This window comes from Pseudoalteromonas sp. SS15, assembly GCF_049257195.1.
In the GTDB taxonomy this organism is placed as follows: Bacteria; Pseudomonadota; Gammaproteobacteria; order Enterobacterales; family Alteromonadaceae; genus Pseudoalteromonas.
In genome coordinates, this window is record NZ_JBMMUD010000007.1 from 124653 (window position 1) to 138170 (window position 13518).

Here is a 13518-nt window from a genome sequence, read left to right on the forward strand (position 1 = left end):
CGAGCACCCACTATGTCCGAATCGCTTCAAAGCGGGTTTATTGGCCATTTAATTGAGCTGCGTAATCGCTTAATGAAAGCGTTACTCAGTATTTTATTGATATTTATTGCCTTAGTTTACTTTGCTAACGACATATATGCTTTTGTCGCTGATCCGCTTGTACAGAGCTTGCCTGAAAACAGCACCATGATTGCAACTGATGTGACGGCCCCCTTCTTCGCGCCATTCAAGTTAACCTTGTTTATATCCTTGTTTGCTGCCATCCCTTTCATTTTGCATCAGGTGTGGAGTTTTATCGCCCCCGGTCTTTATCAACATGAAAAGCGCATGTTGGTCCCCATTTTGGTGTCGAGTATTGTGCTGTTTTACTCAGGTATTGCTTTTTGTTATTTCGTTGTCATGCCAATCATTCTAGGTTTTTTTACCAGTGTTGGTCCCGAGATGATGACACTTTCTCCCGACATCAGTAGCTACTTAAGTTTTATCTTAAAATTATTTTTTGCCTTTGGTGTCGCATTTGAGATCCCTGTTGCCATCATGTTGTTATGCTGGAGTGGTGCAACAACAACACAAAGCTTGAGAGAAAAACGTCCTTATATTGCTGTCGGTGCTTTTGTTGTTGCGATGTTTTTAACACCGCCAGATGTGCTATCGCAAACTTTACTCGCATTACCTATGCTATTGTTATTTGAATTAGGTCTTATATTAGCGGCTTTTTATACAAAAAAAACAACTGAACAACAGGAAGAAGAGCTATGAAAAAAATACTAATGACAACGCTTCTGTTACTCTCTACGTCTGGCTATGCCTCTCAGATTAATGTGCAAGCCCTAGAGGCGTGCAGCCTAGTAGAAAACGACTTAAAGCGCTTAATGTGTTATGACAAAGTCATCGCCGGCAAGAAAATTTCTCAATCAGTAACGAAAACCGAAAAGAATAAACCAGCTAAAGCACCAAAAGTGGCTGAAAAACCTCAGAACAAAGCTAATGAATTTGGGCTAGAGAAAAGCAAACAAGCCGCGGCTAAAAAGCTAGATGAGATCCGCTCTACGGTTGTAAAAATAACAAAGAACCCGAGAGGACAACGTACTTTCACTTTGAGCAATGACCAAATATGGAAGCAAAAGGGTTCAGACCGATTTACGGCTAAGGAGGGCGATGAAGTCATTATCATCCGCGGTGTTTTTGATTCTTTCAGAATGAAAAAAGCAAATACCAACCGCCTCATACAAGTTAAACGTATTCAGTAATGCAGAATCGTTTCATCGATGCAGGTATCAATTTAACCAGCAGTCAGTTCGATAAAGACAGAGCCCAGATGCTTGTACGTGCTGGTGAGGCCGGCATAGACAATATGTTGTTGATTGGTTGCTGTCTTCAATCTAGTCATGAAAGCTTGTCGCTTGCCAAACAGCATGGTTTTGTGAGTACGGCGGGGATCCACCCTCATGATGCGAAAGATGCACCAGCAGATTTTGTGGCGCAGATCCGCGCCTTGGCCGAACATCATGAAGTGGTTGCAATTGGAGAGTGCGGTCTTGATTTTAATCGTGACTTTTCTCCTCGCGATAGCCAAAATGCAGTTTTAGAGCAACATCTACTGCTCGCTCAGCACCTGGATATGCCTGTATATCTTCATGAAAGAGATGCCTTTAATAGTATGCGTGCGCAGTTAGAGCGCACTCCAGTCAAAGGCGTGCTGCATTGTTTTACCGGAGAACAAAACGCGCTAGAGTACTATTTAAACTACGGTTTAATGATTGGTATTACTGGTTGGTTATGTGATGAGCGCCGTGGCGAACAATTGCAAAAACTATTGCCTTTGATCCCAGATGACAGACTCTTACTCGAGACCGATGCGCCTTACCTGCTACCTCGTAGCTTAAAGCCTAAGCCAAAATCCCGCCGTAACGAACCCGCTTTTTTGCAAGAAGTTGCGAAAGTAGCAGCAGAGCTAAGAGGGCAAACAATCGAGCATATTTCAGAGATCACACGCAATAACTTTCAACGTTTATTTTTGTCTAATAGGGACAAGTAATATGCGTATCTTGCTGTCATTTATATTACTTTTCAGCTCATTTTTTAGCTCGGCATTAGAGGTAGGCAATGATTTTCGCTATCAAAAACAACTACCATACGCCTATACGCTAGATGATAGCAAAAACCTAAAACAACTGATTGAAAAAAACGTTAACTGGACAGATGAAGCAACAGAGCCACTTAACTTAGGCAAAACCACTCAGCCACTATGGCTTAAAGTTTCTCTTAAGAATCTCTCTGTCAGTGATATCGACTTATTATTAAGTGTTGATAATATCTTACTCGATAAAGTCACCGCCTATATTGCCACGCAAGACAACTCAATTATCACGCTCGTTTTAGGCGATGCACTACCGCTTGTAAAAAGACCGATAAAGCACGAGGCACAACTAGTACCCATAAAGCTTCTAGCACAACAGCATGCTATTTTATATCTCAATATTGAACACTCGGGTGCCATCAATGTACCTTTGAGTCTGTGGCACCCTATTGAATATATAAAGTACAAAAGCAAATTCAATCTGATTTACGGTATTTTTGCCGGCTTTATTATCGCCCTAGCACTGATGCATTTGGCGCTGTTCTCTTTTACAAAAAAGCCTTACTTTCTTTATGCGACAGCATTTGTGAGTTTACTTTGGTTACTCAACATTCACCTCTACGGCTTTAGCTATCGCTATTTGTATGGCAATTGGCAGTGGCTACAACAATACGCACAACCTTTGCTAATCCTACTTTCGAGCAGTGCCTTAATTCCTTTATTGAAACCTTACATAAAGATACCAAAGCTCAAAAAAGTACTTTCGTTACCTAAGCACTATGCCTATCTTGTAATTGCTGTACTCACGCTTACTCTAGGCCTATTGCCAATTGATGTTGCTTTGGCATCAAGTTATATCCTTAGCTTTGTTGTGATTACAGCGCTTATGCTGGTATTTATTAGTCAATGGGTGATTTACAAGCAGCATACACCTTGTTTTATTAGCATGTTTGCTTTCATGCTATTTGCACTAGCGCATCAAGTCAGTTTTGAATTAGGCTTTCTTTCAGGGCCGCAACTGAGTACCCCTGTCAGTTATTTTTGCTACTTCATTGTGAGCTTAATTCTTAGTTTTGCCCTGGTAAGACAGTTTATTTCTGAACGAGACCTTGAGGTCGAGGCCCAACAAGCTAAATTGGCCCATAGCCAAGCCCAAGATGTTCTGCTTAATGAAAAACTTAAACTACAAGAGCAAACTCAAGCTGACTTAGAAGCACTCGTTGATGAACGCACCTTCGAATTACAGGTCACTTTACGAGAGCTTGAAGATAAAAACCGTGAGCTTGAACAGATCAACATCGAAGATCCACTTACTAAAATTAAAAACCGTCGCTATTTCGATAAACGCCTACAAATGGAAGTAAGACGCTCTAGGCGAGAGCAAAGTACATTAAGTGTCGTGATGTTAGACATAGATCACTTCAAAAATATTAACGATACCTATGGCCACTTAAGTGGCGATAAAGCCATTTGCGCCGTTGCAGATATCATCAAATCGCACTTACAGCGCCCTTCAGATGAAGTCTTTCGTTATGGCGGCGAAGAATTTGTCATGTTACTACCGAACACCGAGCTTGCAGGTGCGCAACAAATTGCCGAGCAGATCCGCAGTACCGTTGACGAATTCCAATTAAAGCTCGATAAAGCAATCGTCAATCTGACGCTCAGCGCTGGCGTTTATAGTGCGGTTGCTATCGACCCTAAATCACCACATCTTTATACCGACTTTGCTGACAAAGCCCTCTATGAAGCTAAAAAGCAAGGCCGCAACCAAGTTAGAATCTATCAGCCTTAGGAGAATAGAATGGCTCAATCAGGATTAGATTTATTTCCTTATACTCGTATGCGTCGCATGCGTCGTGATGACTTCTCTCGTCGCCTGATGAGTGAAAATCAATTAACCGTGAATGACCTGATTTATCCAGTTTTTGTACTTGAAGGGAAAAACCGCCGTGAGGCCATTGAATCTATGCCTGGCATTGAAAGGTTATCTATCGACTTGCTCGTAGAAGAAGCAAAAGAGTTGGTAGAGCTAGGCGTACCTGCAATTGCAATCTTCCCAGTAACACCTGCTGATAAGAAATCACTCCATGCGGAAGAAGCCTACAACCCTGAAGGATTAGCACAGCGAACAGTGCGCGCCTTAAAAGCTGAGTGTCCAAGCCTTGGTGTGATCACCGATGTCGCACTTGACCCATTTACGACGCATGGTCAAGACGGCATCATTGATGAAACGGGCTATGTGATGAACGACATCACCACTGAGATCTTGGTCAAACAAGCAATATCACATGCAGAAGCCGGAGCTGATGTTGTAGCGCCTTCGGATATGATGGATGGCCGCATCGGCGCCATTCGTGAAGCGCTTGAAGCTGAAGGTCACATTCATACACGCATCATGGCGTATTCTGCAAAATATGCGTCAAGCTACTATGGTCCGTTCCGTGATGCAGTCGGCTCTGCAGGTAACTTAAAAGGCGCTGATAAAAAGAACTATCAAATGGACCCTGCTAACTCAGACGAAGCCATTCGTGAAGTTGCACTAGATCTGCAAGAAGGTGCAGATATGGTGATGGTTAAACCAGGCATGCCTTACTTAGATGTGGTACGTCGCGTAAAAGACGAGTTTGGTGTACCAACTTTCGCTTATCAGGTAAGTGGTGAATACGCCATGCATAAAGCAGCGATTGATAACGGCTGGCTTGCAGAAAAACCATGCGTCATGGAATCGCTACTGGCATTTAAGCGTGCCGGCGCTGATGGCATTCTGACTTACTTTGCTAAGCAAGCAGCCATCTGGTTAAAAGAGCAATAAAAACCACATATAATAAAGAGTGTAAACGTAGAGTTTTCGCTCTTTATTTACCTTAAACATTAACATTTTGTCATTTTTATGTAACATACTCCGCGTAGGCTAATGTCCCCATTTAGCTAATAATCAAAATATACACGGGAACAAAATGATTAAAACAAGCTTAAAACCCCTTGCTCTATTAGTGGCTGCCGCAACAGCTCCTGCGCAAGCAAATCTTATTATCTCTGAATATGTAGAAGGTAGCTCAAACAACAAAGCAGTAGAGTTATATAACACCTCTGGTGCTGAACTCTCTCTTGACGGTTACACTATCTCTCTATACTCAAATGGTAATGGTGACCTATCGGCGCCTACTAAAACTCTAGATTTAACCGGTACACTTGCTGCAAATGCGACCTATGTCATAGTTAATGCCGGTTCTGTTGATGAATTAAAAGCAAAAGCTAACATCGACTCAACTATTACGTATTTCAATGGCGATGATGCGTTAGTGCTTACTAAAGACGGTGCAATTGTTGATAGCTTTGGCCAACTAGGTGTTGATCCAGGCTCGGCATGGGATGAGGGCGGTGTAACCACAGCCAACAAAACTCTGCGCCGTAAAGCAAGCATCACTTCAGGCCGCACAGATGCGACGTCTGCTTTCAACCCAAGTGAGCAGTGGGAGCAATTCGACCAAAATGACTTCTCTGGTATAGGTACCCATGGTGCTACAAATGGTGGTGACGGTGGTGATACGCCTGAGCCAATTAAGCCGCTAGTATGTAACGACGCATACACTACGATTAATGCGATCCAAGGCAATACTGACGAAAGCCCACTTAAAGACCAAGTGGTTATTATTGAAGCGGTCGTAACAGCTGACCTACAAACTGACGACCAATTAAAAGGCTTCTTTGTTCAATCATTAGAAAAAGATATTGATAAAGATGCGAAGACCTCTGAAGGTATTTTTGTTTACTACTCGGAATTAGATGTAAAAGTTGGTGACATTGTGCGCTTAGAAGGCACTGTGCAAGAGTATTACAGTGCGACGCAGATTGGCAATGTCACTCGTGCAGAAAGCTGTGGTACAGCTGATATCTCTGCAGCAGCACTTACTCTGCCTGTAGCCGCTTTAGATGATTTAGAAGCCTTTGAAGGCATGCTAGTTAGTATTGACCAACAGCTGTACGTAAATAACACATACGGTTTAGGCCGCTATGGTGAAGTTGCGCTTGGTACAGAGCGTCTTTATCAAGGCACGCAAGTTGCTTTTCCTGGTGATGCAGCTAATGCAGTAGAAGCACAAAATAAATTAAAAGAAATCCTTCTAGATGATGGCTCTACAAAGCAAAATCTTGACCCTAAATACCCGCAGAATGGCTTAAGTGCTTACAACAGCTTACGTTTAGGCGACACTGTGAATAGCGTAACCGGTGTTATCGGCTACAGCTTCAACAAGTATCGTATTCACCCAACCGTTGATCTTGAGTTTGTAAACAGTAATGAGCGTACTGAAGCACCTGAGTTAAAAGGTGAGGGTGATCTACGTATTGCCAGCTTCAACGTATTAAACTACTTCAATGGTGATGGTGAAGGCGCTGGCTTCCCTACCCCTCGTGGTGCAGATAACGAAGAAGAATTACAGCGCCAACAAGCTAAACTTGTTTCTGCTATCACAGCATTAAACGCTGATGTTATCGGTTTGATGGAAGTCGAGAACGATGGTTTTGGTGAACTGAGTGCAATTGATGATCTGGTCGCAGCAATTAATGCAGAATCAGACAGTGACTATGCGTTCGTGAACTTCAATGCAGAAAAGATTGGTACAGACGACATCACAACAGCGATCATTTATCGTAAAGACGTTGTTGAAGAAGCTGGTACGGCAAGCTTTACGACTGAAGCACCATTTGATTATAGCAACCGCCCACCAATTGCACAGAGCTTCAGAAAGCTGGATACGAATGAAGAGTTCACAGTTGCAGTAGCACACTTAAAATCTAAAGGCGGCTGCCGTAGCGCTGAAGGCAATAATGCTGATTTAGGCGATGGTCAAGGCTGTTGGAACGCAATCCGTACTGAAGGTGCGAATAAGTTCGCTGACTGGCTAATGACTTATCCAACAGGCAATGAAGATGCAGATATCATTCTTGTTGGTGACATGAATGCGTACGCGATGGAAGATCCAATTAAAGCATTTGCAGACAAAGGTCTTGCAAATGTAATGAACCACGTTGATGGCGATAACCTCGGATACTCTTATACTTTCTCTGGCCGCCTAGGTAGCCTAGACCATGCAGTAGCATCTGCTAGCCTTCTGAAGAAAGTAACAGACGCAACTGATTGGCACATTAATGCGGATGAGCCAGCGGTATTTGACTATAGCACTGAATATAAGTCTGACACCCAGCTAGCAAATTACTATGCTGATCATGCATACCGCTCATCAGATCACGACCCGGTTGTTATCGAAATCAAGACTGTTGATGCTCGACCTGTCATTACTACAGGTCAAACTTTCCAAATCGAAGAAAATGCTGAAATGGATAAGGAAATTGGCACATTAGTATTTACTGATGCCGATGCTGACCTATCACCAGTTACTAAGTTTATGATTGAAGGTACTGAGCTTGTAAAGATCAACGAGCAAGGTAAGTTAATGGTTGCTGGTGAACTTGATTACGAGACGAATAGTGTAATTAAATTTACAGTACAAGCTGAAGACTCTGCGGGTAATGTTTCTGACAAGGTTGAGGTGACGCTGAATATCCTTGATATTGATGATACCAGCCCAGTCATTGCTGCTAATCAAACTTTCCAAATCGCAGAAAACGCAGAGATGGATACAGAGATTGGCACGTTAGAGTTCAGTGATAACACTGCGGTAACTAAACTGATTATTGAAGGCACTGAGCTTGTGAAGATCGACGAACAAGGTAAATTAATGGTCGCGGGTGAGCTTGATTTTGAAACGAATAGTGCAATCACATTCACAGTACAAGCTGAAGATGCTGCTGGTAACTTATCAGAAGCAGTTGAAGTGACGGTTAACGTCCTTGATATTGATGAAGACGACAGCGGTAACTTAGCTTGGTTAAGCCTACTTGCGACACCGTTCGCTTTCTTGCGTCGTCGCCGTAAATAGTCTGTATTTACAACAATAAAAAATGCGCCTTAGGGCGCATTTTTTATGAAAACTATAAAGCCAGTAAACGCTCTGCTTTAGATAAATCAGTCTCACTGACCTGCCAAGCATAAAAGCGGACAACACGATTATCTCGAGTTCTTACAGTCAGTACATCTCCAAGTAAGCTTGTGTGAGATGAAATTGACTCAATTGACTCTTGATGAATATATCTCACTGTAAAACCAATACCATAACTGATACCGGCTTTATCAATGTGCACAAACAGCTTATTTTTTTGCTGAAGCGTTGCCACGATGACACTAGATGACACCAAAGCTAAACCCAACCATTTGAGTAGTTGAAATGTCACTAGCTCAAAATTGACGAGTACTAAGCAGAACAAACCTAATGAGAAGCTAATTAGAAGCAATATTTTATTCGAATTTAAATCCACAGTGTGCACAACACGACTCCATTATACGTATCACAAAGCTGGTACTAAAATAGTTACACTATTTTAAGAATCGGCATAATACTTAGCCGATGTCCCTTTTTCAACTATGTTTTATACGAAAATAGAATGAGATATTTCGGACATAAAAAAACCGCTTGTAAAACAAGCGGTTTTTAAAATCAGATAAAAAAGACTAATTACTTAGCTGCTTTTTTCTCTTTCTCAGCTGCGATTACAGTGTCAGCAACGTTTTGCGGACATGGTGCATAATGAGAGAATTCCATTGAGAACTGACCACGACCAGACGTGATAGTACGTAGGTGACCAATGTATCCGAACATTTCAGATAGAGGTACTTCACCCTTGATACGAACGCCCATTGCGCCAGCTTCTTGGTCTTTGATCATACCACGACGACGGTTAAGGTCACCGATTACGTCACCTACGTTGTCATCTGGCGTGAATACGTCAACTTTCATGATTGGTTCAAGAAGTTGTGCACCCGCTTTAGGGATAGACTGACGGAAAGCGCCTTTAGCTGCGATTTCGAACGCGATTGCTGATGAGTCAACTGCGTGGAAACCACCGTCGAATAGTTCAACTTCAACGTCTAGTACTGGGAAGCCAGCTAGAACACCTTCTTGCATCATTGATGCGAAGCCTTTCTCAACTGCAGGCCAGAATTCCTTAGGAACGTTACCACCAACAACTGAAGAAGAGAACTTGAAGCCTGAACCAACTTCGCCTGGCTTGATGCGGTAATCGATCTTACCGAACTGACCAGAACCACCTGATTGCTTCTTGTGCGTGTAGCTATCTTCAATTTCTTGAGTGATAGTTTCACGGTAAGCAACCTGAGGCTGACCAACAACTAGCTCAACGCCGTAAGTACGCTTAAGGATGTCTACCTTGATGTCTAGGTGTAATTCACCCATACCTTTAAGGATAGTTTCGCCTGAATCTTCGTCAGTCTCAACCTGGAATGACGGATCTTCTGCAACCATCTTACCGATAGCGATACCCATCTTCTCGTTACCACCTTTATCTTTAGGTGCAACAGCGATTGAGATTACTGGATCAGGAAAGATCATCGCTTCAAGTGTACACTCGTGCTTAGGATCACATAGCGTGTGACCTGTTTGAACGTTCTTCATACCAACAACAGCGATGATGTCACCCGCTTGTGCTTCAGTAAGTTCGTTACGCTCGTCAGCTTGCATCTCAACCATACGGCCGATACGCTCTGTTTTACCAGTTGCTGAGTTAAGGATAGTGTCACCTTTCTTCATACGACCAGCGTAGATACGGATGAACGTAAGTGCACCGAAACGGTCGTCCATGATCTTGAACGCAAGCGCTTTAAGTGGCTCATCTGCAGAAACAGTTGCTACTTCACCAGTAGGCTCACCAGTTTCAGGATCAGTTAGAGGCTGTGGATCAACTTCAGTTGGAGACGGTAGGTAGTCAACAACTGCGTCTAGTACTAGCTGCATACCTTTGTTCTTGAATGCAGAACCACAGTATGTAGGGAAGAAAGCAAGGTCACGTGTACCTTTACGGATACAAGCTTTGATTTGCTCTAGTGAAGGTACTTCACCTTCCATGTACGCTTCCATTAGATCGTCGTCTTGCTCAACAGCAGACTCAATTAGCATCTCATGGTATTCTTCAACTTTGTCTACCATGTCAGCTGGAACGTCAGTTACTTCATAGTTTTCAGGAAGACCTGTCTCATCCCAAACGTATGCTTTTTTCTCTAGTACGTCTACAACACCAGTGAACTGGTCTTCGATACCGATTGGAAGAGTCATAACTAGTGGGTTAGCACCAAGTACTTTCTCAACCTGACCAACTACGCGGTAGAAGTCTGCACCCATACGGTCTAGTTTGTTTACGAAGATAACACGTGCTACTTCTGATTCGTTCGCATAACGCCAGTTAGTTTCTGACTGTGGCTCAACACCACCAGAACCACAGAATACACCGATACCGCCATCAAGTACTTTAAGTGAACGGTATACTTCAACTGTGAAGTCAACGTGTCCAGGAGTATCGATAACGTTTAAACGGTGGCCTTTCCACTCACAAGTTACAGCTGCTGACTGGATTGTAATACCACGCTCAGCTTCCTGCTCCATGAAGTCAGTAGTTGACTCACCGTCGTGAACCTCACCAGTTTTGTGAATTTTACCAGTAAGCTTTAGGATACGCTCAGTGGTGGTAGTTTTACCCGCATCAACGTGCGCGAAAATACCAATGTTTCTGTATTTCGATAAATCTGCCATTGTTTTACTCTATTTAAAGTAGAAAATTATTCGGCGGGAGTATATCACCTCTTTCGGTGAACATCATCCTAGATATCGTCTAAAATGCAGACAATTTGCTAAAAAGTGATTTTTCTTGAAAAGAATTAAGCCTCACTCGATGCATTTAAATCGAATGAGACTGAAAAGCGCTTAAATAAAAGGGTTTCTAGGGTTAATCGCCATCGATTATATCGCCAATTGAACCAAGTACTGAGCCCTCACCTTGGCGGCTACCTCCTTGACTTGGCGCATGCTGGATCACTCTGTCGGCCAACCTTGAGAAAGGTAAACTCTGGATCCACACGGTACCAGTGCCAGATAAAGTTGCTAGAAATAGCCCTTCACCGCCAAAGAACATACTTTTTAGACCACTCACACGCTCAATATCAAACTCAATGCCTTCACTGAAACCGACTACACAGCCTGTATCTAATTTCAATGTATCATTATTAAGCTGCTTTTTGATGACCGTACCGCCTGCATGGGCAAAGGCCATACCATCACCTTGCAAGTGCTCAAGAATAAAGCCTTCGCCACCAAAAAAGCCCGCGCCAAGTTTGCGCTGAAATGCGATGTCGACTTTGGTGCCTAAAGCCGCACACAGAAAAGAGTCTTTTTGAAGATAAACAGAACCGCCAAGCTCAGCCATATCTAAAGGTATGATGGAACCTGGGAAAGGCGCGGCAAATGCGACACGCTTTTTGCCATGTCCATTGTTTGTAAAATGCGTCATAAATAGCGACTCACCACTGATCATCCGCTTACCTGCACTGAATAGCTTACTCATAAAACCCTGTTCAGGTTCTGAGCCGTCACCCATTTTGGCTTCAAACTCAATGCCGCTTTCCATATAATTCATTGCCCCAGCTTCCGCGATAACGGTTTCTCGCGGGTCTAGTTCGACTTCGACCATCTGCATTGACTCGCCGATTATTTCATAATCTATTTCATGACATCGCATTGTGTAATCCTTCTAGATTGAACATGATTGTGGCTGTTATCTTGCGCTTAAAAACACCATTTTTAACAGCCTTAAATTGTAAGCAAAGTTAAAAAACAATAAATAACCCTAAGATCAACGCTAAGCCAATTAACGGCACAACCACAGTGAGCATAGCTAAAGGCCAATAAGCGTCTTGGTGTTTTTCTCCACAAATCGCACGTATGGTTGTCACCACATAACCATTGTGTGGCAAGGTATCTATGGCACCTGAACTTATTGCCACTACGCGGTGCAATTCATCAGCTTCAACACCTAACTCTATATAATGTGGCGCCACCAAAGGTAAAGCGATGGCTTGGCCACCAGATGCTGAGCCTGTTAAGCCGGCAATCACACTCACCGCTATCGCGGCACCTATTAATTCGTGCCCGGGGATCTGCGTCATCATAACGACAGCATCTTGAAATGCAGGGGTTAGCTTAGCCACTGCGCCAAAGCCAACAACAGCTGCAGTATTGCCAATTGCAACTAAAGCACCCGTTGTTGCTTGATTCACCGCAACTTCAATATTAATAAAGTATTTCAAGTTGATAATGAACAAACTGATCACCCCACCGAGTAAAGCCACAATTAAAGCATTTTGCTGCAGTGTTTCATGTAAGGTAAAAGATAGCGCCAGCACGACTAAAAGAGGGATAACGCCTGTGATTGGGCTTGGCAACTTATTGCGTGTTGCTTCGGGGTCATTATCTCGCACCTCAAATTGCTCTCCGTTTGCTATGGCACGTTTAATCATATATTGCAGTAATACATACCCGAGCCCCGCCATAAATATGGCAATAACCAAACTCTCTTGCCATGCGGCATAAGGTGATGTACCGAGGTATTTAATCGGGATCCAGTTTTGAATTTCGGGGGAGCCTGCCGATGTCATGGTGAAAGTCACAGAGCCAAACGCCAATGCCGCAGGGATAAATCGACGCGGCAAGTTCGCATCTTTAAACAAACTCAATGCCATAGGATAAACCGAGAACGCCACAATAAAGACGCTCACACCACCATAAGTGAGCAAAGCACATGCAAGTACAACAGCCAGCACCGCATACTTCATACCGAGTTTATTCACGATATAACGCGCAACCGCGTCTGCCGCACCACTATCTTCCATCAATTTGCCAAACAAAGAGCCCAGCAAGAACATTAAAAACCAAGCTTGCACAAAGCTCGCAAAGCCACTCATATAGCCAGTTACAAAGCTTGCCTGATCACTTATTTGGAATAAAGGTATGTCACTCGATAACGCGACAACCACAGCGCACAAAGGGGCAGAAATAAATAAATTAACACCTCTCAGTGTCAGTACGATTAATGCGATCAGCGCAAGTGCTAGCCCCATTGAACTCAACATAGTGTCACCTGTTCATTTTTATTTTTGTTTTACAGATAACTACAAGTTAGGAGATTTAGCCGAAAAAGTACACAACACAGTAAGTGAAGCGTACTCTCAATTTCGCACAAAGCTAAATGAGAATTATTTTTAAATAAATATTGACTCTTTTTAAGATCTAACTGATAATCAATCTCAACAAGGCAACAGCACGATACACAATCTTGTTTCTCGACCCAGAATACGTGATGCATACACGCTAACATTGCAGGCCAAGAACTCAAATTAACACGCCCCTGTTTTTTGCTGAGTTGGCGGCCAAACTTATTTTACTTGCTACATTGCTCATATCGGTGACGGTAGATATGAAAAGTCAAAAAGCCCTTAACAGGGCTTTTTTTATGTCTAAATTTTATGTTTT

General features: G+C 43.0%; 10 protein-coding genes. 6 read left to right on the forward strand and 4 right to left on the reverse strand.

Annotated features, from left to right (window positions below; genetic code table 11):
* Positions 1-12: 12 nt before the first annotated feature.
* The 6 genes from tatC to AAEU28_RS15480 all read left to right on the forward strand — a co-directional run bounded on the left by tatC (position 13) and on the right by AAEU28_RS15480 (position 8025).
* The gene (tatC, locus tag AAEU28_RS15455) at positions 13-759 is read left to right on the forward strand and encodes a twin-arginine translocase subunit TatC (protein WP_421964932.1); all 747 of its coding nucleotides are present in this window, start codon (positions 13-15) and stop codon (positions 757-759) included.
* A complete protein-coding gene (locus AAEU28_RS15460; RefSeq protein ID WP_421964933.1) occupies positions 756-1250 on the forward strand; it encodes a hypothetical protein in 495 nt (164 codons plus the stop codon). Before tatC ends, AAEU28_RS15460 begins: the two co-directional genes overlap by 4 nt.
* A complete protein-coding gene (locus AAEU28_RS15465) occupies positions 1250-2038 on the forward strand; it encodes a TatD family hydrolase (RefSeq protein ID WP_421964934.1) in 789 nt (262 codons plus the stop codon). The genes AAEU28_RS15460 and AAEU28_RS15465 overlap by 1 nt, the downstream gene beginning before the upstream one ends.
* Before the next feature lies 1 nt (position 2039).
* Positions 2040-3875: a sensor domain-containing diguanylate cyclase gene (locus AAEU28_RS15470; RefSeq protein ID WP_421964935.1), complete on the forward strand. Its 1836-nt coding sequence runs from the start codon at positions 2040-2042 to the stop codon at positions 3873-3875.
* Positions 3876-3884: 9 nt separating this feature from the next.
* Positions 3885-4895 (forward strand): porphobilinogen synthase, encoded by a 1011-nt coding sequence (hemB, locus tag AAEU28_RS15475; protein WP_421964936.1) that lies wholly within the window; start codon positions 3885-3887, stop codon positions 4893-4895.
* Between the two features lie 145 nt (positions 4896-5040).
* Positions 5041-8025 (forward strand): ExeM/NucH family extracellular endonuclease, encoded by a 2985-nt coding sequence (locus AAEU28_RS15480; protein ID WP_421964937.1) that lies wholly within the window; start codon positions 5041-5043, stop codon positions 8023-8025.
* A 52-nt stretch (positions 8026-8077) separates the two neighbouring features.
* Here the strand turns inward: AAEU28_RS15480 and AAEU28_RS15485 are convergent, their stop codons facing one another.
* The 4 genes from AAEU28_RS15485 to AAEU28_RS15500 form a co-directional block, all read right to left on the reverse strand.
* Complete coding sequence (locus AAEU28_RS15485) at positions 8078-8470, reverse strand: hypothetical protein (RefSeq protein ID WP_421964938.1); 393 nt, start codon at positions 8468-8470, stop codon at positions 8078-8080.
* Positions 8471-8658: 188 nt separating this feature from the next.
* Positions 8659-10746, reverse strand: a complete 2088-nt coding sequence (gene fusA / locus AAEU28_RS15490) for an elongation factor G (RefSeq protein WP_421964939.1) — start codon at positions 10744-10746, stop codon at positions 8659-8661.
* A gap of 193 nt (positions 10747-10939) precedes the next feature.
* Positions 10940-11728, reverse strand: coding sequence for a TIGR00266 family protein (locus AAEU28_RS15495; protein WP_421964940.1), 789 nt, complete (start codon positions 11726-11728; stop codon positions 10940-10942).
* Between the two features lie 88 nt (positions 11729-11816).
* Positions 11817-13118 (reverse strand): GntP family permease, encoded by a 1302-nt coding sequence (locus tag AAEU28_RS15500; RefSeq protein ID WP_421964941.1) that lies wholly within the window; start codon positions 13116-13118, stop codon positions 11817-11819.
* Positions 13119-13518 lie beyond the last annotated feature (400 nt).

Coding starts and splice junctions, on each gene's coding strand:
- tatC (WP_421964932.1), top strand. CDS start 13: ATGTCCGAATCGCTTCAAAGCGGGTTTATTGGCCATTTAATTGAGCTG.
- AAEU28_RS15460 (WP_421964933.1), top strand. CDS start 756: ATGAAAAAAATACTAATGACAACGCTTCTGTTACTCTCTACGTCTGGC.
- AAEU28_RS15465 (WP_421964934.1), top strand. CDS start 1,250: ATGCAGAATCGTTTCATCGATGCAGGTATCAATTTAACCAGCAGTCAG.
- AAEU28_RS15470 (WP_421964935.1), top strand. CDS start 2,040: ATGCGTATCTTGCTGTCATTTATATTACTTTTCAGCTCATTTTTTAGC.
- hemB (WP_421964936.1), top strand. CDS start 3,885: ATGGCTCAATCAGGATTAGATTTATTTCCTTATACTCGTATGCGTCGC.
- AAEU28_RS15480 (WP_421964937.1), top strand. CDS start 5,041: ATGATTAAAACAAGCTTAAAACCCCTTGCTCTATTAGTGGCTGCCGCA.
- fusA (WP_421964939.1), bottom strand. CDS start 10,746: ATGGCAGATTTATCGAAATACAGAAACATTGGTATTTTCGCGCACGTT.
- AAEU28_RS15495 (WP_421964940.1), bottom strand. CDS start 11,728: ATGCGATGTCATGAAATAGATTATGAAATAATCGGCGAGTCAATGCAG.
- AAEU28_RS15500 (WP_421964941.1), bottom strand. CDS start 13,118: ATGTTGAGTTCAATGGGGCTAGCACTTGCGCTGATCGCATTAATCGTA.